The 22,390-nt window shown below is 53.0% G+C and carries 23 protein-coding genes; 15 read left to right on the forward strand and 8 right to left on the reverse strand.

Features of this window, described 5'->3' with window-relative positions:
- Positions 1-32: 32 nt before the first annotated feature.
- The gene (gene bioA / locus C1A08_RS06630; RefSeq protein WP_055205830.1) at positions 33-1,325 is read right to left on the reverse strand and encodes an adenosylmethionine--8-amino-7-oxononanoate transaminase; all 1,293 of its coding nucleotides are present in this window, start codon (positions 1,323-1,325) and stop codon (positions 33-35) included.
- 311 nt (positions 1,326-1,636) lie between these two features.
- Between bioA and C1A08_RS06635 the strand changes: the two genes are divergently transcribed.
- Positions 1,637-2,566, forward strand: coding sequence for a helix-turn-helix transcriptional regulator (locus tag C1A08_RS06635; protein WP_228385810.1), 930 nt, complete (start codon positions 1,637-1,639; stop codon positions 2,564-2,566).
- 546 nt (positions 2,567-3,112) lie between these two features.
- Here C1A08_RS06635 and C1A08_RS06640 read toward each other — a convergent pair.
- A complete protein-coding gene (locus tag C1A08_RS06640; protein ID WP_055205172.1) occupies positions 3,113-4,186 on the reverse strand; it encodes a substrate-binding domain-containing protein in 1,074 nt (357 codons plus the stop codon).
- A gap of 211 nt (positions 4,187-4,397) precedes the next feature.
- Here C1A08_RS06640 and uxaC point away from each other — a divergent pair, with 211 nt between their 5' ends.
- The 7 genes from uxaC (at position 4,398) to C1A08_RS13540 (ending at position 11,024) form a co-directional block, all read left to right on the forward strand.
- Complete coding sequence (gene uxaC / locus C1A08_RS06645) at positions 4,398-5,825, forward strand: glucuronate isomerase (protein ID WP_101572260.1); 1,428 nt, start codon at positions 4,398-4,400, stop codon at positions 5,823-5,825.
- An 85-nt stretch (positions 5,826-5,910) separates the two neighbouring features.
- Positions 5,911-6,948 carry a sugar kinase gene (locus C1A08_RS06650; RefSeq protein ID WP_101572262.1) on the forward strand — a complete coding sequence of 346 codons (1,038 nt, stop codon included), beginning with the start codon at positions 5,911-5,913 and terminating at the stop codon, positions 6,946-6,948.
- Positions 6,949-6,982: 34 nt separating this feature from the next.
- Entirely contained in the window at positions 6,983-7,654 is a 672-nt protein-coding gene (locus C1A08_RS06655; protein ID WP_101572264.1) for a bifunctional 4-hydroxy-2-oxoglutarate aldolase/2-dehydro-3-deoxy-phosphogluconate aldolase, read from the forward strand.
- A gap of 31 nt (positions 7,655-7,685) precedes the next feature.
- Positions 7,686-9,119 (forward strand): MFS transporter, encoded by a 1,434-nt coding sequence (locus C1A08_RS06660; RefSeq protein WP_216645975.1) that lies wholly within the window; start codon positions 7,686-7,688, stop codon positions 9,117-9,119.
- Between the two features lie 861 nt (positions 9,120-9,980).
- Positions 9,981-10,409, forward strand: a complete 429-nt coding sequence (locus C1A08_RS06670; protein ID WP_101572266.1) for a MarR family winged helix-turn-helix transcriptional regulator — start codon at positions 9,981-9,983, stop codon at positions 10,407-10,409.
- A 4-nt stretch (positions 10,410-10,413) separates the two neighbouring features.
- Positions 10,414-10,767, forward strand: coding sequence for a DUF4405 domain-containing protein (locus C1A08_RS13535; RefSeq protein WP_101572268.1), 354 nt, complete (start codon positions 10,414-10,416; stop codon positions 10,765-10,767).
- Between the two features lie 5 nt (positions 10,768-10,772).
- Complete coding sequence (locus C1A08_RS13540) at positions 10,773-11,024, forward strand: DUF362 domain-containing protein (RefSeq protein WP_366465300.1); 252 nt, start codon at positions 10,773-10,775, stop codon at positions 11,022-11,024.
- A 166-nt stretch (positions 11,025-11,190) separates the two neighbouring features.
- On the opposite strand, the gene C1A08_RS06685 is transcribed toward C1A08_RS13540, so the two are convergent.
- The 3 genes from C1A08_RS06685 to C1A08_RS06695 form a co-directional block, all read right to left on the reverse strand.
- The gene (locus C1A08_RS06685) at positions 11,191-12,006 is read right to left on the reverse strand and encodes a class I SAM-dependent methyltransferase (protein ID WP_101572273.1); all 816 of its coding nucleotides are present in this window, start codon (positions 12,004-12,006) and stop codon (positions 11,191-11,193) included.
- On the reverse strand, positions 12,003-12,428 hold the full coding sequence (locus C1A08_RS06690; RefSeq protein WP_101572275.1) for a hypothetical protein: 426 nt from the start codon (positions 12,426-12,428) through the stop codon (positions 12,003-12,005). The genes C1A08_RS06685 and C1A08_RS06690 overlap by 4 nt, the downstream gene beginning before the upstream one ends.
- A 276-nt stretch (positions 12,429-12,704) precedes the next feature.
- Positions 12,705-13,004 carry a hypothetical protein gene (locus C1A08_RS06695; RefSeq protein ID WP_101572277.1) on the reverse strand — a complete coding sequence of 100 codons (300 nt, stop codon included), beginning with the start codon at positions 13,002-13,004 and terminating at the stop codon, positions 12,705-12,707.
- A gap of 678 nt (positions 13,005-13,682) precedes the next feature.
- Here C1A08_RS06695 and C1A08_RS06705 point away from each other — a divergent pair.
- The 4 genes from C1A08_RS06705 (at position 13,683) to C1A08_RS06720 (ending at position 18,304) form a co-directional block, all read left to right on the forward strand.
- Positions 13,683-13,961: a hypothetical protein gene (locus C1A08_RS06705; protein ID WP_101572281.1), complete on the forward strand. Its 279-nt coding sequence runs from the start codon at positions 13,683-13,685 to the stop codon at positions 13,959-13,961.
- Positions 13,962-14,016: 55 nt separating this feature from the next.
- Positions 14,017-14,706: a CDP-diacylglycerol--serine O-phosphatidyltransferase gene (gene pssA, locus C1A08_RS06710; RefSeq protein WP_055205252.1), complete on the forward strand. Its 690-nt coding sequence runs from the start codon at positions 14,017-14,019 to the stop codon at positions 14,704-14,706.
- Between the two features lie 87 nt (positions 14,707-14,793).
- On the forward strand, positions 14,794-16,899 hold the full coding sequence (locus C1A08_RS06715; protein ID WP_081032624.1) for a putative porin: 2,106 nt from the start codon (positions 14,794-14,796) through the stop codon (positions 16,897-16,899).
- 31 nt (positions 16,900-16,930) lie between these two features.
- Entirely contained in the window at positions 16,931-18,304 is a 1,374-nt protein-coding gene (locus C1A08_RS06720) for a transglycosylase SLT domain-containing protein (RefSeq protein ID WP_180951536.1), read from the forward strand.
- A gap of 283 nt (positions 18,305-18,587) precedes the next feature.
- Here C1A08_RS06720 and C1A08_RS06725 read toward each other — a convergent pair whose 3' ends face one another.
- A complete protein-coding gene (locus tag C1A08_RS06725; protein WP_101572283.1) occupies positions 18,588-19,721 on the reverse strand; it encodes a glycosyltransferase family 4 protein in 1,134 nt (377 codons plus the stop codon).
- Positions 19,722-19,866: 145 nt separating this feature from the next.
- Positions 19,867-20,085 (reverse strand): hypothetical protein, encoded by a 219-nt coding sequence (locus tag C1A08_RS06730; RefSeq protein ID WP_055205255.1) that lies wholly within the window; start codon positions 20,083-20,085, stop codon positions 19,867-19,869.
- Positions 20,086-20,221: 136 nt separating this feature from the next.
- On the opposite strand from C1A08_RS06730, the gene C1A08_RS06735 reads away from it, so the two are divergent.
- The 3 genes from C1A08_RS06735 (at position 20,222) to rimM (ending at position 21,721) form a co-directional block, all read left to right on the forward strand.
- On the forward strand, positions 20,222-20,563 hold the full coding sequence (locus C1A08_RS06735) for a hypothetical protein (RefSeq protein WP_101572285.1): 342 nt from the start codon (positions 20,222-20,224) through the stop codon (positions 20,561-20,563).
- A 64-nt stretch (positions 20,564-20,627) separates the two neighbouring features.
- A complete protein-coding gene (locus C1A08_RS06740; RefSeq protein WP_081032616.1) occupies positions 20,628-21,173 on the forward strand; it encodes a 30S ribosomal protein S16 in 546 nt (181 codons plus the stop codon).
- A gap of 11 nt (positions 21,174-21,184) precedes the next feature.
- On the forward strand, positions 21,185-21,721 hold the full coding sequence (gene rimM / locus C1A08_RS06745) for a ribosome maturation factor RimM (protein ID WP_101572287.1): 537 nt from the start codon (positions 21,185-21,187) through the stop codon (positions 21,719-21,721).
- Positions 21,722-21,764: 43 nt separating this feature from the next.
- Here rimM and C1A08_RS06750 read toward each other — a convergent pair whose 3' ends face one another.
- Complete coding sequence (locus C1A08_RS06750) at positions 21,765-22,385, reverse strand: 3'-5' exonuclease (protein WP_055205421.1); 621 nt, start codon at positions 22,383-22,385, stop codon at positions 21,765-21,767.
- Positions 22,386-22,390 lie beyond the last annotated feature (5 nt).

Consider the following 22,390-nt stretch of genomic DNA (forward strand, 5'->3'; position numbering starts at 1 on the left):
AGATACGAAATGAATCCGGATCGTGCAATCGGCTAATCGGTTTCGCCGACCACTTCGATCAGCGCGCGGGTCAGTTTCTCCAGATCGTGGTCCTTTATTATATATGGCGGCATGACGTATGCCAACCTGCCGAACGGCCGGATCCAGACGCCCTCTTCGACGAACCGGCGCTGCATCGTCGCCATATCGACCGGTTTGCGGAGTTCGAGCACTCCGATCGCGCCGAGGACGCGCACGTCGGTCACCTGTTTCATGCCGGCAGCCGGGGCCAGTTGCGCGCGGAGCAGATTTTCGATTTCGGCGATCCGTTGCAACGGGGAGTTGTTTATCAGGATGTCCAGCGATGCGTTCGCTACGGCGCAGGCGAGCGGATTGCCCATAAACGTCGGCCCGTGCATGAATTCCGGCGGATTGCCCGAAGAGATGACGTCGGCGACCCGTTCGGTCGTCAGCACGGCGGCAAAACTCATGTAACCTCCGGTCAGCGCTTTGCCCACGCACAGGATGTCGGGCGCGATACCGGCCCATTCCGATGCGAACATCCGTCCGGTGCGGCCGAAGCCGGTGGCGATCTCGTCGGCGATCAGCAGGATGTCGTACCGCGTGCACATTTCCCGCAACCGGCGCAGGTATTCGGGGTGGTAGAACCACATGCCGCCGGCTCCCTGCACGATCGGTTCGACGATCACGGCGGCCAACTCTTCGTGATGCTGTTCGATGATTTCGGCCATCGGCGCGAAATCGCGGTCGTCCCACTCCTCTCCGAACCGGACAGCCGGTTGCGGCGCGAAAAATTGTACCGGCAGCCGTCCGGTAAAGACCGAATGCATTCCGGTGACCGGATCGCATACCGACATGGCGTGCCACGTGTCGCCGTGATAGCCGCTGCGGATCGTCGCCAGCGTATTTTTGCGCGGCGTGCCCTGCGCATACATGTACTGCATCGCCATTTTCACGGCGACCTCGACGGCCACCGACCCGCTGTCGCAGTAGAAAATTTTCTCCAGCCCGTCGGGGGTCAGGCTTACCAGCTTGCGGGCCAGTTCGACGGCGGGAGTGTGCGTCAGTCCGCCGAACATGACGTGAGCCATGTGCTGAAGCTGCGCCTCGACGGCTTCGTTCAGTTTCGGATTATTGTATCCGTGGATCACCGACCACCAGGACGACATGCCGTCCACGATCCGCCGTCCGTCCGAAAGTTCGATGTGCACCCCGTCGGCCCGGACGGCGTGGAAAACGCTCAACGGCTGTTTCATCGACGTGTACGGATGCCACAGGTGCGTTCTGTCGTAGTCGAGTATCTCTTTTGTCTCTCTGTCTTTCATCTTAAAGCCCATCTTTGTTGTAAAAATAGTAAATTTAACAGACTTTTTGCGGAAGAGTTTGTGGCAGCGCCGGACATTTGAAGGAAAGATTGTATCGAATGCGGCCGGAGCCGTTATGTATGATACGCTTCAAAGGGGTTTGTACATAGGCCCATGAGAAAAAATATGAAAAAATATTGGAAAAATTAGAATAATCCATTGCATTTTAGATTTTATCTTGTATATTTGCAATGTGAAATAGATGTAGTGCTGATTATATATAGGCAAATCAAAATATTTATCGAATCGTTAACTTTTAAAATTATTGAATTATGGCACGTTTATCTTCTCCGATTCCGGCACAGCAGCCTATGATTGTAAGGTATGTGCAACCCAACCGCAGTGGAATTCAGGCAAACAATTATGCCCGTCACAGCATCGGTTACGTAGTGCGCGGGAAGAAATGCATTTACTACGGCGATTTGTGCCACGAAATACCTCAGGGAACATTATTCTATATGGGAACCGGCAGTCATTACACGGAAGACATTCCGGAGGCCGGTAAGAATTTCGAGCAGATCGTGTTTTATTATACTTCCGCTCAACTTTCCAAAGTGTTGAATAACCTGAGCGTGGTTTATCAACTGCACATAACCAACGATCACAGCTGTCCCGATTGCGAGCAACAGACGCATGTAAGCTACCCTGCGACGAGCGCCATCAAGAATTTCTTCGGAACGGTCAGCCAGTACCTTAAGGACGACTTGTTCAGTCAGGATACGACGGCGGAAATGATCAAAATCACCGAACTGGTCTATCTGATCCTCACGCAAAAGGAATGTTGCCTGAAGAGCAAGATCCTGAGCAATATGGACCTGATGAAAGAGAGTTTCGAGCAGACGATCCAGGATTATATCTTCTCCGATATTTCAGTCGAAGAGCTGGCCGAAAAGTGCAACCGCAGCCTCACTTCGTTCAAGAAAGAGTTCCGGAAGCATTTTTACGAACCGCCTCACAAATGGTTCATCCGCCAGCGCCTGATGCATTCGCGGCTGCTGCTGATATCGACCAACAAGTCGATCTCCGAAATAGGAAACGAATGTAACTTTCCGAATACGTCCCACTTTATCAAACTATTCAAAAAAGAATACGGTTTCACGCCTGCGAACTACCGCCATCGCCATGCACAGAGCGATTCCGGGGTCGCGTCGGAAACCAAAGGTTTCGTTCCACACGGCACTCCGGCTGTTCCTCAGCTTTGATCTGAATATCGTATGGACACCGGGCGAACGGAGCGTATGAATGGTTGTGAAGATTTATAAGTCGTATTGAATGGCAGGTATTTATATATTGATTCAAGAATCTATTTTTAGTAAGAAGTTATAAAAGAAATTATAAAAAAAAGCGAAGTTTTGGAATAGAGTACCTCCTTCGTTCGGTTTTTTATCGGGTATGCGGCGACCGGGTTTTCCGGTTTTGCCGCATACTTTATTTCTGTTGGCGACGAAAAAGTATATTAAAAATTTGGGGAATTGAAAAATAGTTCTTACATTTACACTACCTAATTGATCAAAGCTAACTAACCTTTTATGAATATCGGCAGCTTCCGAACGAAGCTGCCGATATTTTTATACCCCGGAGGAGACGATTTCTTCATTTGCGGCAGAGGCGAAAAGTATATGGCAAAGAGACGCTTACCGAACGGGTGTTCCGGAGCGGATCGTCGGTCGGGAAGCCGTTCTTGCTGCCAACGGCCGTCGCGGAATCGGCCCGCTCCTGCGGATAGAAGCGGAGCCGGATGCCGTGCGTTATTCGTTGGGCAGGTCGATGTAGTAGTTCACGTTTTCGGCGGTCAGGATGTCCATCGACATGTAGTTGTCGGCACTGGCCGGCGTGGTTTTGAAAACGAACAGGTTGCACAGCGCTCTGACGCCCCGGTAGGCCTGGGTTTCGCATTTTTGGGCGATGATATAGTCGAGGTAGCCCGATTTCATGCACTTCACATTCCGCTCCAGCGGGTCGAAACCGAGCAGGATGCGATCGCCCATGCCGTGCGCCTGCAGGTATTCGGCTACGATGTAGGCGCGCGAGTTGAAGATGATGATGTGCCGGATGTCGGGATGCGCTTCGAAAAAACGGTCGAGGATTTCGGTATTTTGCGCACAGTCGGACGGATACAAGTAGTCGACCCATAGCCGGCATGCCCGCTTTTCCTGTTTTATGAAATGCAGGAAACCGTCCTGGCGGATCGATGCCGTGTTGCTGAGCGCGTCTCCGCTGCGGTGGAACCGAAAACAGGCGACCTCCGCCGGGGCCGAATTCCGCAACAGCAGGCTCGCTCCCAGGTAGCCGCTTTCGAAGACCGGCATCCCGTAATAGGCCAGATAGGGCGTGCCGGGCAGTTTCGATTCGATGAAAACGAACGGCACTTTTTTCCCGGCCAACTCCGTAACGAACTCCGTCGCGGCTTCGCGGAACATCGGGACGATCAGCACGGCGTCCGGCAGGTCGGCCAGCGTGTCGCTGCAAGCCTGCCGGAACGATTCGACTCGAAACTGGTCGTAACGTACTACCTGCACTCCGATATTGAAATCGCGGCACTCTTCATAAGCTCGCAGGACGCCCCGGTGCGCGATCTCCCAGAAGTCTCCTCCTTCGAAGTCGGGCATCAGGCAGGTGATCCGGTAATGACGCCGGGAGGCGAGCAGCGAAGCGTACGCGTTCGGTTTGTAGTCGATTTTCCGCACCACTTCCTGTACTTTCCGGAAACTTTCGGCCGACACTTCGCCGCGGTTGTGGATCACCCGGTCTACGGTGCCTTTCGAAACTCCCGCGAGCTGGGCGACGTCTTTTATCGTAACTTTTTTATCCGGTTTGCTCATGCCTTGTCGTGTTTTGTCTGTTCGCCGTGGTTTGCGGCCGGTCGTCGGATGTCCGTACCGGTAGCAAAACTCCCGGTAAAAATAGCGAATATTTTCCAGAGTGCTGAATTTTATTTCGTGCACGTGCACGAAACTCCGGAAAATTGATTACTTTTGGCTTCGGTATATCGGAAGGTTCCCTGGGGAACGACCGATAAAATCTGAAAATCACATGGGCCCGTTCATAGGAGAAAATTTCATGCTGACGACCGATGCGGCCGTCGAACTCTATCACAGGTATGCTGCGAAGATGCCGATCATCGACTATCACTGTCATCTCGATCCGAAAATGATCGCCCGCAACCACCGTTTCAGCGGTATTACCGAGGCATGGCTCGGCGGCGACCATTATAAATGGCGCGCGATGCGGGCCAACGGCGTTTCGGAAGAGTATATAACCGGCTCCCGAAGCGATTACGAGAAGTTCGGGAAGTGGGCCGAAACGGTTCCGTATACGATGCGGAATCCGTTGTACCACTGGACGCACCTCGAACTGGTCCGGCTGTTCGGGATCGACCGGGTGCTGTCGCCCGCTACGGCGCGTGAAATTTACGACGCCTGCAACGCCGCGCTGGCGACCGACGCGTTTACGGCGCAGGCGTTGATGCGGCGGTGCAACGTTCGGGCGGTCTGTACGACCGACGATCCGGTCGATTCGCTGGAATACCACCGCGAGTTGGCTGCCGGCGATTTTGCCGTCCGGGTGTTGCCTACGTGGCGTCCCGACCGGGCGTTGGCCGTAGCCGATGCGGCGGACTACAACGGATACCTCGCACGGCTCGAAGAGGCGTCGGACGTTTCGATCGGCTCGTATGCTCAGTTGTTGGACGCGTTGCGTAGGCGGCACGACTGCTTCGCAGCGGCGGGATGCCGCCTTTCCGATCACGGGATGGATACCTTCCCGACGGACGATTATACCGAAAACGACTTGCGTCGCATTTTCGATAAAGTGCGCGGCGGCAGCACGCTCCATCCGCAAGAAGTCGCGCAGTTGCAGGGCGGTCTGTTGTTCGAACTGGCCGTGATGGACAGCGAAAAGGGGTGGACGCAGCAGTTCCACATCGGGCCGATCCGCAATCCGAACACCCGGATGTTCCGCAGGCTCGGCCCCGATACCGGCTACGACGCCATCGGCGATAAGCCCTGCGCCGAAGCGGGACACCGTTTCTTCGACCGGCTCGAGTCGCGCGGCGCGCTGGCCAAAACCATTCTGTATAACCTGAATCCGAAAGATTTCGAAGTGCTGGCCGCGATGGCCTATTCGTTCAACGACGGATCGGTGCCGGGTAAGATGCAGTTGGGTTCGGCGTGGTGGTTCCTCGACCAGGAGCGGGGTATGCGCCACCAGATCGATACGCTGTCGGCCTTCGGGTTGCTGGGGCGTTTCGTCGGGATGCTGACCGATTCGCGCAGTTTTCTGTCGTACCCGCGTCACGAATATTTCCGCCGTATCCTGTGCGACGTGATCGGCGCCGACATCGAGAGCGGGCGATTGCCGCGCAGCGAGACGGCGTTTATCGGGCAGTTGGTCGAGGATATCTGCTACGGCAACGCCGAGCGTTATTTCGGTTTTTTCGAAAACGATGATAAGCGACAATAGGAAAACGTTTTACGGGCGGGCTACCTCGAAACCGATGCCCGCGATGCGACTCTCATAGTTCGGAATTGTTAAAAACGCTAAAAATATGTCAAAAGTTGTAACTTTCGGGGAGGTGATGCTGCGTCTGGCGACTCCGGATCGCCTGCGCTTCGGACAGGCCGGTTCGTTCACCGCCACGTTCGGCGGCGGCGAGGCGAACGTAGCCGTTTCGCTGGCCAATTACGGCCTGCCGGTCGAATTCGTAACGCGCGTGCCGAAAAACGATATTGCGGATGGCTGCCTGCGCGAGTTGCGCAAATACGGCGTAGGCACGTCGCATGTCGTGTACGGCGGCGACCGGCTGGGGATTTATTTCCTCGAAACCGGGGCCGTAGCGCGGCCGAGCAAAGTGGTTTACGACCGCGCGCATTCGTCCGTTTCGGAGATCGCTCCGGGCATGGTCGATTGGGAAAAAGCGTTGCAGGACGCATCGTGGTTCCATTGGACGGGCATTACGCCGGCAATTAGCCAGGGGGCTGCCGACGCCTGCCTCGAAGCGATCCGCACGGCCAACCGGCTCGGCATTCCGGTGTCGACCGACCTGAACTACCGCAAAAACCTGTGGAAATACGGCAAGACGGCGGCCGAAGTGATGCCGGCGCTGGTCGAAGGGTGCGACCTGATTCTCGGCAACGAGGAAGATGCCGAAAAAGTGTTCGGCATCAAACCTGAAGGCTTCGATGCCGCATCGACCGGCGGGCGCGTCGACGGCGCGCGTTTCGAATCGGTCTGCCGCCAGCTCACGGCGCGTTTTCCGCGGGCCAAACGCGTGGTCATTACGTTGCGCGGCGCGGTGAACGCCGATCATAACACCTGGAGCGGCGTATTATGGAACGGCCGGGAACTGTTGCAGGCTCCGACCTACGATATCACCGACATCGTCGACCGGGTCGGCGGAGGCGATTCGTTCATGGGCGGCCTGATCTACGGGCTGCTGGCCTACGGCGACGACCGCCGCGCGCTGAACTTCGCGGTGGCGGCTTCGGCGCTGAAACATACGATTTACGGAGATTTCAACCTGGTAACGGTTGCGGAAGTGGAAAACCTGATGAAAGGAGACGGATCGGGCCGCGTCGTCCGCTGACTCGCGCATCGTTCAACCTTAAAAACACGGAAAAATGGCAAGATTTTCAAAAATAGAGACATTGTCGGCGATCGTTTCGACCGGCATCGTCCCGGTATTTTACCACCAATGTCCGCAAACGGCCAAAGACGTGCTGAAAGCGTGCTACGACGGCGGGATCCGCGCGTTCGAATTTACGAACCGCGGCGAATTCGCCCACGAGGTGTTCGCCGAACTGTCGAAATTCGCAGCCGCCGAATGTTCCGGCATGGTGCTGGGCGCGGGTTCGGTTGTCGACGGCCCGACGGCGGTGCTGTACATCCAGCTCGGCGCGAATTTCATCGTTGGCCCGATGTACAACCCGGACGTCGCGAAGGTCTGCAACCGGCGGCTCGTTCCCTACACGCCGGGTTGCGGTTCGGTCACCGAGATCAGCGCGGCGCAGGAGGCCGGCTGCGACCTGTGTAAAATTTTCCCGGCGGGGTGCGTCGGCGGTCCGTCGTTCGTCAAAAACATCAAGGCCCCGATGCCGTGGAGCATGTTGATGGCTACCGGCGCAGTCGAGCCGACCGAAGAAAATCTGTCCGGTTGGTTCCGTGCGGGGATCACTTGCGTCGGCATGGGCTCGAAACTATTCCCAGCCGAGGCGATCGCCGCCGGGGATTGGGATTCGATCGCCGGCAAATGCCGCGAGGCGCTGTCGATCGTCGCCAAATACCGGAAATAACCGAAACTAACTAACCAAACTTCAACCTACGATGAGCAAACTGAACGAAAAAATGACCAATTACCGGTGGGTGATCTGCTCGATGCTGTTTTTTGCGACGACGGTCAACTACCTCGACCGCCAGGTGCTGTCGTTGCTGCAGCCGATCCTTGAGGAGGAGTTTCACTGGACGGATAACGACTACGGTTCCATAACGGCTGTGTTTTCGTTATTCTACGCCGTATCGATGCTGTTCGCCGGCCGTTTCGTAGACCGGGTAGGAACGAAAAAAGGGTATGCGTGGTCGATTGCCGTTTGGTCGCTGGGCGCGGCGCTGCACGCCGTGTGCGGCGTCGTGACCGAGCGGTGGGTAGGTCTCGAAAACGCCGAGGCGTTGCGCCTGGCGCAGGGGGCCGATCTCGTCGCGCAGATCTCGATGGTCAGCGTGACGGCCTTCGTCGTCTGCCGCTGCGTACTGGCGCTCGGCGAAGCGGGCAACTTCCCGGCGGCGATCAAGGCGACGGCCGAATATTTCCCGAAAAAGGACCGGGCTTTCGCGACCGGGATCTTTAATTCCGGGGCGAACGTCGGAGCCATCGTGGCCCCGCTGACCGTGCCGGTAATGGCCGAACTGTGGGGGTGGGAGACGGCGTTCATCGTCGTCGGCCTGGTCGGGTTCGTCTGGCTCGGGATCTGGCAGTTCGTTTACAAGAGGCCGGAAGAAAATACGAAAATGAACGCCGCCGAGCGCGCCTATATCAATCAGGATATCGAGGCGGACGCCGCCGCCGGTCTGGTCGCGGCCGAAGCTCCGGCGCGCAAAATGTCGTTCGTCGAATGCATGAAATACCGTCAGACCTGGGCGTTCGCGTTCGGCAAGTTCATGACCGACGGCGTGTGGTGGTTCTTTCTGTTCTGGACGCCCGCCTACCTGAAGGCGCAGTACGGCATGGTCGGCACGCAGATCGCATGGCCGATCGCGGTGCTCTACACGATCACGGTGTTCGGTTCGGTGTTCGGCGGAAAATTTCCGACCTATTTCATCAACCGGGGTATGAACCCTTATGCCGGACGTATGCGGGCGATGCTGATTATCGCGTTTTTTCCGCTCGTGGTACTGTTGGCGCAGCCGCTGGGATACCTTAGCTATTGGGTGCCGATCCTGCTGATTTCGGTCGGGGCCTCGGCGCACCAGGCTTGGTCGGCAAACATTTTTTCGACGGTCGGCGATATGTTTCCGCGTAGCGCGATCGCCACGATTACCGGTATCGGCGGTATGGCGGGCGGCCTCGGCTCGGTATTTATTCAGAAAGGAGCCGGGATGCTGTTCACTTACAGCGGCGATGCGAACCTCGCGTTCATGGGATTCGAGGGCAAACCGGCCGGATATGCGATCGCATTTATCTTTTGCGCCGTAGCCTATGTCGTGGCGTGGTGCGTGATGAAGGCGTTGGTTCCGAAATACAAACCGATCGCCGACCGGTAATTACGCCGGCGGATCGGTTGCTGCATGTCGGCGCACGGCAAACGGGCAACGACGCCTTTGCCGTGCTTGCGCTGGCAGCCGAGGGCGATCTATATACGGTTGGCAAGCTGCTCGGACATTCCGATATTCATTCAACACAGGTGTATGCGGATGTGGTAATGGGAACCAAGATAGAGGCAGTAAGCCGGGTTTCGGAATTGCCTGGCATTTTTATTAGAACAGAAACGCGGATTATCTAAATGCATTATTTTGTGCTATGAATAACGGGATTAATAACTGTGATAAGATTGACTTAGGTTTTGTTCACAAAAGAAATGATAGCCCTCTGCGGACTGGATTGCAGTGTCTGTATCGCCCGACTGGGGAAAAATCCGCCTTATCCGGGTTGTTGGAGCGATGGAGAAGGCAAACCCGAACATTGCGCCCGGTTATGCAAAATTGCGTTCTATGAACATCGCCGGAACTTGGATGACGGCTATTGCGACAAATGTCGGCATTATCCATGCGGACATATCCTCGGAATGGAAGAAAAATATCAGCATGAGTATCCGATGAAGGAATCACTTATGAACAACTTTTCCGAAATGCGCCGATTGGGGATGGATGTGTTTTTGCGAAACGAAAACGCGAAATGACGTTGCTCACATTGCGGCGGCGTCCTTTGCGTCCATACTGGAAAATGCATTGATTGCGGTAACGTGAACTGTTGAGTAAAAGCGTTGCACCGTAGAACCGCGACGCTTTACAGCACAAAAGAGTGTGAGGGGGAACTGTTAAGATTGGCTAAATCGCCAATCTATCTATTAGTTGATAATATCAACTAATATTGCTGCTTTTGTGCCCATAAAAAGAGAGTGAAGCATGAATGACATTCTATTCTTTGTACTGGTCGCCAAAGAATTACAGTTCACGTTTAAGAAACGGATATCCGGGAAGCTGGAGATTCCGGTCGAGTCTTTAGGTGTCCTTATGGCTATACGGCATAAAGCAAGCATGATTCAACAGGAAATCGCAGACACATTAAAAAAGGACAAGTCCGCAATTTTACGCCATATCAATCTGTTTGAAAGTCAGGGATTGATAACCCGTTCAAATACGGCGAATGACAAGCGTATGAATGTCATACAGATAACGGAAAGGGGAAGGCAGCTATTGGTGTCGGCAGATGCCGAATTGGACAGCCTGTCGAACTTTTTGTTTGACGGAGTGAGCAAATCCGACCTGGATATATACGGCAAGGTGCTGACACATCTGAAAAACAAAATCGAGGCCATCAGTCAAAAAAAATAACAAAATGACCGCGCGTCCATTCGTATCCCTTGCGACTTTCGCCACTTTTCTTTGTCTGGCGGTTTCCGGTGTAGCCTTGCAGATGACGAACCACCAGCCGTACACTCCTGTAAAAGTGTTCTTTACAGTCTTGCACAATGTCTCGGCAATCTTCTTTCTGGTATTCTCGATACTCCACATCCTGAAAAATTGGAGAGCCATTAGAGCATATATAAAAGGTAAAGCCGCAGGGAAGATAAGCCGTGAATTTATCGTCTGCTGTATTCTCCTGCTTGTTCTCCTGATTGTCTGCTGGCTGAAAACGGCATACGATACGCGTTACACATATATAACTACCAATAACCAAAATACGCCATGAGTAAGATGAATAAGCTACAACGTATCCATACTCCATACATATGGGTGAACCCCAGAGCGTGTGCTGCCTGCTGGAAATGTATCGACAACTGCCCGCGCGATGTTATTGGCAAAGTCGGTTTCTTGTGGCACAAACACATTGTCATCCGAAATGCCGATAATTGCATCGGCTGTAAAAAGTGTATGAAAAGCTGCCCTTCGGGTGTTTTCAGCGAAAGCATGTCGAATGTCGTGATGAAACTGCTTAAACGTATTTGACAAGAATTATTACCTAATCCGGGGAATCTGCACCATGTCCCATAGCGTTCGTGCCACGGCCATGCTTCGGGCAACTGAAAGTTGATTGATGTTGTCTTCATAATGGAACGGGCTTTATCGTGCTGCGAAAGTACGGTAAAGCCCAGTATGACGAAAAAACAGGGTTTTAAGATAATCTGTACCCGACTATGGAACAGAACCGGAACATCAATCTGTGGGAAATTGTCATAACCCGCATAAAGAAAGGATAGCGGTTTCTGAAAAACAGCCCCTGAGAAGATTGGCGTATCAGTTGAATACGGCTATCCCATTTCTCGATGTCGCGGCCATTGTCAAGCCCCCAGTTGAAACGTGCCGAAACTTTTTTGACGGTATCATGCTTGTTCTGATTCTTAACCGATAATGTCCCGCACAGGTCAAACCATATCTCGCAGCCGGGAAAGTGTTTCAGCAGTTTTTGAAACAGGGATTTGATTTCGTCCTCCCGGAAATACATTACCACACCCTCGGCAATAAAAAGAAATTCAGCCTCCGGATTCGCGGATTTCAGTTCCGCCATCCACTTTTCGTCAAACATTGAACCGGGGACATACGTTTCATTCTCTGCCGGAGGCAAAAGTCTGTCACGGGCAGCGATTACTTCGGGAAGGTCAAGACTGTAATACCTTGCAGAAGATTCTATTGTTGTACGTTGTGTACGGGCATCAAATCCACACCCAAGATTGACAATGATCGGATTGACGTGTGATTTCACATAATCGCGAACCACATTGTCGAGATACCAGGCACGGACATTGCACCCTACTTCGCTGAGGACTGCACCGTCGAACTTTGAATAGTCGTATGGTATCTGCTCAACCAGTCTTTCAGCGACAGGGTCGCGGATGATAGCCTTTTCTCCGCGACGGCTTTCTTTGGCCCGCATATATAGCGGAATAAGGAGCGTTTCAGAAACGGTGTCTGCGAAAAATGTGCTGTTCATTCTTTTTGTCCTTGTTTTGTCAGTTTCCAAGACATTACACAGAGAATGGCGCTGACGATTAGAATAACCGGCAGCAAGGGAAGCTGTACGATGGAAAAATCCGTGAACAGTTCACAGGTGTGGAACAGGTTGAACAACAGAATGAAGGTGGCGAGCAAGCCGTTCAGAATGTTCCATGAGCGGGTTTTCCCATATAGGGATAACAGAATACCGCATACAGGGACAAGATAGCTTATCGACATCATGAATGTAAGCAGTCCTTCGGGAGCATGCCCCGTTTCGCTTATGGCAATGGCCTCATTCCAGAAAAGCGGCATGAGATCGGCAAGCGAATGTAGAGTCAGGCCACACATGACGGCCACCCACAGGATAGCGATTTTGGTATGGCGGCCTGTCCGATTGATGATGTTTTTATCTTCCATTGTAATGATTTGTTAATAAATTCAAAGTTATACAGGGAAAACAAGGAATGAAATACCCAAAAGTGATGAAATTTAAGCGGCAGAGTAAAAAAACCACCGAAAGCACGGTGAGGTTGGCGAAGTAGTTCTGTTCGGGACGTGTGTCCGATGTGATATGGAATCGTCTTTTCATCCCGTCGCCTACTTAGTCTTATCCGCCAGTCGTAGCGACCTTCAGCCACATCGCCAATTTTCTTATAGGCGCGGTCTGTCTGTAATTCGGTCTGCTTTCCCTTGTCACGGGCAAAGTTCACAAGCCAGTTTCCTTATTTCAGCTTCCGCCTGTTTGGTAAACGGATTCTGCAGCCGTTCTTTCTCCTTTGGCAAGGATGCTTCCAATTTCCGATTCCGGTTCTTGATTTCTGCATATCTGCCGCGCCCTGCGATGTTGGCAAGCCCCGACAGTATGGTGTTGCCGCTTTCCCTGTCAGCCCAGCTGCCCTTCCCGGCAATCTCCTCGTCAAGTTTCGCGCGAGTGCGCTCTTGGGCGCGGTTCTCGATGTCGAGCCATTCAGTCTCAGTCCTCGCCTTCTCCATTTCTGCGACGGCTGTTTCCCGTCCCGCCTCCGCCTGTAACCTACACTACCTAATCTCCGTTAGAAATAGAGTTTTACCCCCATTCCCGGAACAAATGCAAATTTCTCCAGATCGGAACTGATTGTGTAAATGCCCGTGGGCTTTACGTATAGGTTGAACATCTCTGTGATGATGAACTCCACCTGGTACCGATAAATAAAATTAAAGGAAGAGGCTAAACAGTAAAAAAATTCTCTGAAAATTGAAAATCCAAAAGAAATCTCCATGAAGAGTACAAACAAAAAGAGGGCGACTAAAATTTTTTGGTCGCCATCTTTAACAGCTCATACAATATCTGCCGAATGGATCGTTTCGATCCTCGTTAGGAGATCGGATTATTCGAAGGATTCTCGTATAGGGACGAAATAAAATCCTTCAAGAGTATACCTTATGAAAGAATTAATTAACGTCGGATCAGTTGTTTGACATTGAAAGCCGACGTAAGAAACAGAAAACAGAACCGTTGCCTTTTCGTTACATCGACCTAATTATAAGAAGGTAACAGTCCGATTTTACAGACTGTTACATTGATTTAAAGACGTTCTATTTCGTGGGTTTTCGCTTTGCGGGGCAGCGGTTTGTTTTTACAAAATAATCGCTACCTTCGCACAGTGGTCGAATCTGAAGGACATTGCGGTTATGAGCGGAAAACATACGAAGATCGTTTGGATGGTCTGTCTGGTCGTACTGCTGTTTGCCGGTATGCGGGCTTCTTCGCGGCTCCGGCCGGGAAAAGGGTTTCGGCTGTGTATGCAATCTTATACTTTTCAACGTTTTACGCTCGAACAAGCCATGGACAAAATCTGTGAATTGGGAATAAAGTATCTGGAAATTTTTCCGGGTCAGCGTTTCGGCGGTTACCAGTCCGTCGAGTATGAATGCAATTGGGAAGATTCGGTTCCCGATATCCGGGAATGAATCGTCCGTTTTCGCCGTATTTGCGATAGACTTTAACCGATTTTAAGTGGAAAAGATGAAAATAAAACTGTTTACGATACCCAATATCCTGACGCTTTGTAATTTGCTGTCGGGATGTGCCGCGGCGGTTTTCGCGCTGTGCGTGAACGACCTGCAGTGGGCTTTCTGGTGCGTGGTTGTCGCGGCCGTGTTCGATTTTCTGGACGGTTTCGTGGCGCGTCTTTTGAAATCCCATTCGGCGATCGGCAAGGAACTCGATTCGCTGGCCGATATGGTGAGTTTCGGGTTCGCTCCCGCTGCCGTATTGTATACGATGTATGCGATGACCGGCGGCAGCGACGTCTGGGGTTTCGCCGTGTTCGTCGTGGCGGCCTTTTCGGCCCTGCGTCTGGCGAAGTTCAACCTGGACGAGAATCAGACCACCCAGTTCATCGGCCTGCCGACGCCCGCCTGCGCCTTGTTTTTCGTGTCGGCCGGCTATCTGATGCAGGCGGGGGCTTTTACGGCTCCGGCCTGGGTGATGATCGCCGCCGCAGTCGTTTTTGCGGGTCTGCTGGTATGCAACGTGCCGATGTTCGCCCTTAAATTCACCCATTACCGTTTCGCCGGCAACCGGGTGCGCTACGTATTCGCACTGTGTTCGTTGGCGGCTCTGTGCGCAGCGGGGATTGCGGCGATTCCGTTTATCATTCTGGCTTATATCGTCGTTTCCGTATCGGTGTATGCGTTCCGGACGCAGCGGTAAGCGACCGTCTTCGGATTGCATGAAATTTGCATGTGTAATATTTTTGCTACCTTTGCCGTTATTTCGGGAGGTAATTGCCTGCGACTGATGTTTGGAATATCAAAAGGGTATGCGTTAAAAGTGTTATTCGGGACGGTTTTTGTTCTGAACATTTGTGTCGCATCGGCGCAACGGCCGATTACTTCGAACCAGAACCGCAATCAGTACGGGACTCTTCCCGGACTTAATAACCAAAATCAGAACCAGATGCAGTACGGCAGCATCGGCGGGGTACAGGACAACGACGCCCCCGAAGAGGAGGCCGATACCACCAAAAAACCGCCCAAGATCCGCAAGCCGCTGGAATCCTATTTTTTCAACGATTCGATCCGCGCCCGGCAGAGTTTCGCGTGGAACGTGAACCTCGAGCGAAACGATATCGATATCATCGACGTGGACACTGCGCTGGTCGGTTTCCAGAACGAGTATCCTTACCTCCAGAACAACGTGGGCTCGGCCTACCTGGGCAACTTGGGCGCCGCCTCCGTGCCGCTCGACTATTTCCTTCGTCCGCAGTACCGCAACTTCAGTTTCGCCCAGTCTTTCGATGCCTACCTGTTCACTCCGCAGCGGGTGCGTTATTTTAATGTCAAGAAGCCGTTTACGCATTTGTCCTATTTTATGTCCGGGCAGACCCGCCGTCTCGAAGAGAGTTTTTGGGGGGCCCATGCGCAGAACGTTTCGCCTTCGACGGGGTTCAACGTCGATTACCGCAGCCGCGGTACGCGCGGGATCTATACGTGGCAGGGTACGCGCGAGCGCAATCTGTCGCTCGCCTTTTCGCATACCGGCAAAAAGTACAGCGTTCATGCGGGCTATATTTACAACATGCAGAACGTTAAAGAGAATGGCGGTATCATGCGCGACGAGGACATTACCGATACGGTCTTCGAAATGCCCGAGTTGATTGAAGTGCGTTTGCAGGATGCCCGCAATCAGCTTAAAAACAATACTTTTTATATCGTGCAGTCTTACGGGGTGCCGTTGCGGAAACTGACCGACGAGGATTTTTCGATCGCTCAGAATTCTTCGTTTTTTATCGGCCATTCGCTGGAACTGAGCAAATTCTATAAGAAGTACACCGATACGAAGGCGAAAAGCGGCGATTTCTACGAGAACTGGTATATCAGTCCCACCCAGAGCGTCGACTCGATGTACGAGCGCGTGCTGTCGAACCGGATTTTCGTTCAGATCCAGCCGTGGGATCGGGACGGCCCCGTCGGGGTGATCAACGCCGGGATCGGCAACGACGCCCACCATTATTACCAGTTCAGCATGGAGGACTACCTGACCAACAGGAATAAGGGGGTCAACAAGAACGGGACTTTCGTATACGGTTCCGTCGAAGGAAAATTCAGGAAATATTTCAGTTGGGACGCCAATATCAAGTACCACCTGTTCGGATACCGCAGCCAGGATCTCGAGCTGGGCGGCGACGTGGCGTTCTCGGTTTACATAGCAGGCAAGCCAATCACTCTGAAAGGCAGCATCGGGCATACGATCAGTACGCCCGACTACTGGACGGAGAACTATTTCTCTAACCACTATGCGTGGAACAACTCTTTTGCGAAAGAGTCTGAAACCCGAATCTCTGCGACTCTGAGCGTCCCGTCCGTAGGACTCGAATTGGGCGCTTATCAGAGCCTTTTGAAAGACAGGATCTATTACGACGCTCAGGCGCTCCCTGCCCAGCACGGGGGCAATGTCAGCGTTTCGGGTTTGTATGCCAGAAAGGATTTCCGCATCGGCGGACTCCATTTGAACCACAGGGTATTGCTTCAGTTTAGTACAGTTCAGGAAGTTGTCCCGGTGCCTCTGGCCAGTGCTTATCTCAGTTATTTTTACGAATTCAACGTGGTGAAAAACGTGCTGCGGCTGCAGATCGGTTTGGACGGACGTTACAATACGGAGTATTATGCGTTCGGTTACAATCCTGCGACGGCGCAGTTTTACAACCAGCGTGAAAAGAAACTGGGAAATTATCCGATGATTGATGTGTTTGTCGCTGCCAAGTGGAAACGCATGCGGATTTTGGCCAAGATGCAGCATCTGAACGACAATTTGTTCGGAGACCGTAACTATTTTACGGTGCTCCATTATCCGCAGAACAAACGGGTCTTCAAAATGGGATTTTCCTGGAGCTTCTACGACTGATGCGTAAGAGCTGCCCCCGAAAACAGTTTTTATGATTTACAAATCGATTGTATCGTGTAAGTTATTTTTGTTCTTCAGTTTATTGATCCTTACCGCCTGCGGCGAACAGCGGCAGGCCGAACTCCCCGAACGGGTACGGCTGACGGTCGCTATGGACGACGACATGCCCGGCTACTTCGTGTTCGGCGGGGAAAATTACGGTTACCAGTACGATCTGTTCAAGGCTTATGCCGATTACCGGGGGCTTGAATTGCAGGTTGTGCAAGGTCTTTCCGCATCCGAGCGTTCGGAGAAGCTGGCGCTCGGCGAGTTGGATTTCGTGACCGCGCTTACGGCTCGGATCGCTGCGGCGGAAATCCCCGCCTCGGTTCCTATTTACAACACATCCTATGTTTTGCTGGCTGATAAGTCCCGCGCTGCCGCGGCGCGCAAGGCGAAACATTTCAACCTCTCGTCTTTCGTCGGCGACGGACGGGTGCTGATCTCTTCGGGTTTTAAAAAATCGAAAACGTACGGCATGTTGCTCGATTCCCTCTCGTCGGCTGCGATTTACGTATCGTCCCGCAACAGTTTCGAAATGCTCGAGGCGCTCGGCGACGGACAGTACGACTACCTGATCTGCGAAATGAGCGAAGCCCAGCTCGGATGCGCGCTGTCCAAAAACGTCGAGCAGGTCTATACTTTCGCCGAGCCGGTTTCGCTGAGCGCGGTCGTTTCGCCGCGGGATGAAGGGTTGCGGCAGGATTTCGAAGCGTGGCTGAACCGTTTCCGCAACAGCGAGGAGTACGCCATGCTGAACTACCTCTATTTCGAAAAAGGGATCGTCCGTCAGGTGGTGGGCCGCGGGCTGGCTTCGTCCCGCGCCGGCGGAATTTCGGCCTTCGACAAACTTTTCAAGGAGATTTGCGAGAAAGAGGGCTACGACTGGCGTTTCGTCGCGGCGATCGCTTACAACGAATCCCGTTTCAATCCGTTCCTGGTGTCGAGCCGCGGCGCGCAGGGCCTGATGCAGATCATGCCGCGGGTGGCCAGGCAGTTCGACGTGCAGGGCAATGTGATGGATCCGGAAAACAATGTGCTGCTGGCGGTGAAGATATTGGGAAAGATCGAGAAGTCGCTGCGTTTCGCTCCCGGAACATCCGAAATGGATCGGATGAAAATCGTTCTGGCGTGTTACAACGGCGGGATCGGCCATGTGACCGATGCGCGGAATCTGGCCCGGAAATACGGCGCGAATCCCGATTCGTGGAACGATGTTTCGGAGTACCTGACCTTGAAGTCCGATCCGCAGTATGCCCGCGACGAAGTGGTGCGCAACGGTCGTTTCGTCGGCCGGCAGACGCTCGCATTCGTCCGCGACGTGATCAGCCGTTATTCGGTCTATTGCCGGAACGTCTCGCGGTAGCGTCCCGTACTGCCGGGTTATGGCTTGTTTAAATTCGGCCGGCGCTGTTTCTTGCGTCGGCCGAATCGGTTTTATACGGCGGATCGGTTCATGCCGTATTTGAAAGAGACCGGGCCGGTTTGCGGGAATCCCGTACTCCCGTCGCCGCGTTGCTTCCCCGCCGTTTTTCGGGCCGTAATCCGCCGATTTGTAGAATGTCGATAGCTGTTAATGCATTGAATTAAAGCGTTCTGTATTCGATAGAATGGCGGATGCGCTTGTCCGGATTCAGCTTGGTCCGATTTTATCTGACTGTTTTGGTTACTTTCTTTCTTTCCGCGAAACGCTGCGACTTTTCCCTGCTTTTTTTGCTGTCCAGAAAGAAGATCAGCGCGAGGGCCGACAGGATATCGACGAACAATAACACATTGATGTTGACAATCGGGGCCAGCAGAAAATTGGCGATGATATAGACGATCTGGATGCACAGGATGAGCCAGAAACTTTGCCGCTGGGAACATCCGATTTGCAGGAATTTATGATGAATGTGATTTTTGTCGGGACAGAACGGGGAGTGCCCGAGACAGATTCGTTGGATGAACAGCCGGGTCGTGTCGAACAGCGGGATGAAGATAATGCTCATCAGCGTTACCAGGGTCAGCTGCGAATTTCCCGTGCCGTTGTTCGCGGAAGCCAGTTGCAACAGCAGGAATGCCGTGATGTAGCCGAGCGTCAGCGACCCGCAGTCGCCCATGAACACTTTCAGCCTTTTGCCGAAGTAGTTGTACCGGAAAAACGCGGCGACCACTCCGACGGTGGACGCGGACAGCAGCGCCAGCATCGGGTTGCCGCTGTGCACCAGCAGTACGGTCAGCGTCAGTAGGGTTACGATGCTCAGCCCCGAGCAAAGCCCGTCCATCCCGTCGATCAGGTTGAAGGCGTTGATAACGACCATGACGATGAGTACGGTCAGCGGCGTCGACATCCAGTCCGGTATGGCGTATATTCCGAAAATTCCTTCCAGGTTGACGATGCGTCCCGCCGGCAATACCAATAGCAGCGCGACGAACAGTTGTACGAGCAGTTTGTATTTGTAAGTCAGGCCGATGATGTCGTCCCAGAGTCCTACGGCGGCGATTGTGATCAGTCCCGTGAAGAAATAGAAAATGGTTTCCTGGTAAATGGTTTCGACGTCCGGCATTCCGTTTCCGCCTATGGTGCATTGTATGCCCCGGATCAGAAAGTAGGCGATCAGCATACCCGGCAGGAACGACACGCCCCCGAGCCGCGGAATCTGCTGCGTATGGATCTTACGCGGATTCGGCGTATCGAAGATGCGCTTTCTTTTGGCGATTAGTATGATGCGGGGGATAGCGACCCGCCCGATCATAAAACTAATGCATGCGCCGGCGATTAAATAAAACAAAGTCGGATTCATAAAGTTGTTTGGTTGTGATAAAGGTAGGCATTTCTCTGTTCGGAACAAAATTATCCGAGCAGGTTGTCTTGATGTTTTCTTTCCCGGAAAAGCGACCGATTATCTTAATCGGTTAGGAAGTTATGAATTATAATCGAGCGTCGGTTTACGATGTTTGTTTCGTATTCGGAATATTCAGGCGAAGTTTTTTTTCAAGGGCGAAGAGTACGTTCTCGCTGCTGTTGCGTCCCGCCATGACGCTGCATACGTAATCTCTTCCCCAACCGTTTTCGCGTGCGACTTCGGCATAGACTCCCCGATGGCGTGCGGCTTCCGAACGAATAGCCGCAATACGCTCCTCTTTTCGTTCAATTCTTTTTTTCATAATCGGCAATATTTGATACCTTTGTTGTAGTAATACGCAAAAATACCCAATTTTTTTGACATAAAAAACAATATTGTCAATTATTTGTGTCACCACGATGGATTTAAAAGGGCGGATTAAAATACTGAGTGTGCATTTGGGACTATCCATCCGGGAATTTGAACGCGAGTGCGGATTGAAACGGGGGAATATTTCCAACATGACAGGCGCTCTGGGGTCGGACAAGTTGTCGAAGATTATCCAGCGTTTCCCGAGCATCGACCTGTACTGGCTGTTGACCGGGCGGGGGAATATTTTCCGGGACGCTTCCGACGCCGGCGGCAAAACGAACTGCGAGGACGAAGACTTGCCGCTGGTGATCGACAGCATGGTGTCCAACCTGACCAATTATACGGAATTGCAGTTGCGCCAGTTGAAATTGCTGCAAAAACTGATCGATCAGAATAAAAAAGAGCGCGATCCTTTGCAGAATCGATAAAAAACGGTACTTTTGCACCCTACTTACTTCAGTAGGTTGTGTAAAACCAATTAAAAATTACAAAATGCCTGTAAAAATCAGATTAGCACGCCGCGGTAAAAAGGGTTATCCTTTCTACCACATTGTCGTTGCCGACAGCAGGGCGCCACGTGATGGTAAATTCATTGAGAATATTGGGTCGTATAATCCCAATACCAATCCTGCCACAATCACACTCAACTTTGACCAAGCATTGGCATGGTTGCAGAAGGGCGCTCAACCTACCGACACCTGTAGGGCGATTCTTTCCTACAAAGGGGTCATGTACAAGAAACATTTGCTGGGAGGCGTCAGCAAAGGTGCGTTCAGCGCCGAAGTGGCCGATGCCCGTTTTGCCCAGTGGATGGAACAGAAAGCCGAAAAGATCGCAGCTAAGGAGTCCAAACTCAGCGGAGACAAAGTAGCCGATAAGAAAGCCCGGTTAGAAGCGGAAAAGAAAGTGAAGGAAGCCCGTGCCGAAGCCGTTGCCGCCAAGAAAGCGGAAATCGCCGCCGCCGCTGCTGCCGCTGCCGCCGAGTCGACCGAGGCCGAGACCGAAGCGCCTGCCGAAGAACCGGCTGCCGAAGCCTGATTTTTTGCCCGATGCAGGAGCGACGTAAAACGGCGGTCGGCCGTATCGCCAAGTCTTTCGGACTTTCGGGCGAGTTGATGGTCAGTCTGTTTGATACGTTTCCTGCCGATTTTGATACGAAGGAACCGCTTTTTGTCGTGATCGACAAACTGGCGGTTCCTCTTTTTTGCGACCGTTTCGAGCGTCGCGGAAGGCGTAGCGCGCTGGTCGTATTTTCCGATTTCTATTCCGAGAAACGCACGGACGAGTTGATCGGCTGCGAACTTTTCCTGGAGGGGGAGGAGGATGCGCCGGACGGAGAACTGCTGGATCCGGATGCCGATGAATTTTATCCGGAAGACCTGGTCGGATTCGGCGTAATGGTCGATGAGGCCGGGGAGGGGATCGTGACCGGATTTATTGACGGGGAGAATCCGCTGTTCCTGCTGTCGCTGGACGGAAAGTCCGTTTACGTTCCCGTCGCCGACGAGTTTATTACCGAGATCGACGTTGCCGGGCGGAAAATCCGGATGCAACTGCCCGAAGGACTGATCGATCTGAACGATTGATATGCGAAGCGCGCCTGCCGCGCCGTCGAAACGAGTCGGGCGGTCAGCCCTTCTCCGAAACCGGTTCCTCCGGTTTTTCGGGTTCGCTCTGCGAAAGTTTTTTGAAAATCTCGCGTCCGACCCATGCGTCGGTCGCCGCGTAAAGTTGCTGTGCGGGCGTCAGTTGCTGCGCTTCCCAGTTGCTGAGACGCTGGGCTTTCGAGATGCGGATGTTCAGCGTGATGGCGGCCAGCTTGCGTAGACTTTTGTCGGTAATCCCGTACCGCGGGGCTATGTTCTGCAATTCCACGAATTTTTTTGGAGGAAACCGGTGCCACGAACGCAGCATCCGGACGTCTTCGTATACGGCGACGCCGACTTTGGCGATCCGGTCGGAAGAGAGTACGCGTTGTACGGATTCGGGCAGCCCGATCAGGTTCAGCCGGAACAAGAAGGCTTTGTCGTCGGCCGAGAGTTGTAGCAGCGCCACCTTGTTGAAATGTCCTTTCGTGAACGACGGCCGGGTCTCCGTATCGAATCCGATCAACGGGAAGCGGCTCAGGTATTCGCAGGCAGCCTCCGCCGCTTCCGGAGTATCGACGACGACGATTTCCCCGGGGAATGCCCCTATCGACAGTTGGTTGATCGCTTCGTTGGTTATGCTTTCCGCGTAAATTTTTCCCATCGGCC

The sequence above is a fragment of the Alistipes sp. cv1 genome, assembly GCF_900240235.1.
Classification (GTDB): Bacteria; Bacteroidota; Bacteroidia; order Bacteroidales; family Rikenellaceae; genus Alistipes_A; species Alistipes_A hominis.

Coding starts and splice junctions, on each gene's coding strand:
- C1A08_RS13540 (WP_366465300.1), top strand. CDS start 10,773: ATGAATAAGCTACAACGTATCCATACTCCATACATATGGGTGAACCCC.
- C1A08_RS06740 (WP_081032616.1), top strand. CDS start 20,628: ATGCCTGTAAAAATCAGATTAGCACGCCGCGGTAAAAAGGGTTATCCT.
- C1A08_RS06720 (WP_180951536.1), top strand. CDS start 16,931: ATGATTTACAAATCGATTGTATCGTGTAAGTTATTTTTGTTCTTCAGT.
- C1A08_RS06670 (WP_101572266.1), top strand. CDS start 9,981: ATGAATGACATTCTATTCTTTGTACTGGTCGCCAAAGAATTACAGTTC.
- C1A08_RS06685 (WP_101572273.1), bottom strand. CDS start 12,006: ATGAACAGCACATTTTTCGCAGACACCGTTTCTGAAACGCTCCTTATT.
- C1A08_RS06650 (WP_101572262.1), top strand. CDS start 5,911: ATGTCAAAAGTTGTAACTTTCGGGGAGGTGATGCTGCGTCTGGCGACT.
- C1A08_RS06660 (WP_216645975.1), top strand. CDS start 7,686: ATGAGCAAACTGAACGAAAAAATGACCAATTACCGGTGGGTGATCTGC.
- C1A08_RS06695 (WP_101572277.1), bottom strand. CDS start 13,004: ATGGAGAAGGCGAGGACTGAGACTGAATGGCTCGACATCGAGAACCGC.
- pssA (WP_055205252.1), top strand. CDS start 14,017: ATGAAAATAAAACTGTTTACGATACCCAATATCCTGACGCTTTGTAAT.
- C1A08_RS06655 (WP_101572264.1), top strand. CDS start 6,983: ATGGCAAGATTTTCAAAAATAGAGACATTGTCGGCGATCGTTTCGACC.
- rimM (WP_101572287.1), top strand. CDS start 21,185: ATGCAGGAGCGACGTAAAACGGCGGTCGGCCGTATCGCCAAGTCTTTC.
- C1A08_RS06690 (WP_101572275.1), bottom strand. CDS start 12,428: ATGGAAGATAAAAACATCATCAATCGGACAGGCCGCCATACCAAAATC.
- C1A08_RS06725 (WP_101572283.1), bottom strand. CDS start 19,721: ATGAATCCGACTTTGTTTTATTTAATCGCCGGCGCATGCATTAGTTTT.
- C1A08_RS06705 (WP_101572281.1), top strand. CDS start 13,683: ATGAGCGGAAAACATACGAAGATCGTTTGGATGGTCTGTCTGGTCGTA.
- uxaC (WP_101572260.1), top strand. CDS start 4,398: ATGGGCCCGTTCATAGGAGAAAATTTCATGCTGACGACCGATGCGGCC.
- C1A08_RS06640 (WP_055205172.1), bottom strand. CDS start 4,186: ATGAGCAAACCGGATAAAAAAGTTACGATAAAAGACGTCGCCCAGCTC.
- C1A08_RS06750 (WP_055205421.1), bottom strand. CDS start 22,385: ATGGGAAAAATTTACGCGGAAAGCATAACCAACGAAGCGATCAACCAA.
- bioA (WP_055205830.1), bottom strand. CDS start 1,325: ATGAAAGACAGAGAGACAAAAGAGATACTCGACTACGACAGAACGCAC.
- C1A08_RS06635 (WP_228385810.1), top strand. CDS start 1,637: ATGGCACGTTTATCTTCTCCGATTCCGGCACAGCAGCCTATGATTGTA.
- C1A08_RS06730 (WP_055205255.1), bottom strand. CDS start 20,085: ATGAAAAAAAGAATTGAACGAAAAGAGGAGCGTATTGCGGCTATTCGT.
- C1A08_RS06715 (WP_081032624.1), top strand. CDS start 14,794: ATGTTTGGAATATCAAAAGGGTATGCGTTAAAAGTGTTATTCGGGACG.
- C1A08_RS13535 (WP_101572268.1), top strand. CDS start 10,414: ATGACCGCGCGTCCATTCGTATCCCTTGCGACTTTCGCCACTTTTCTT.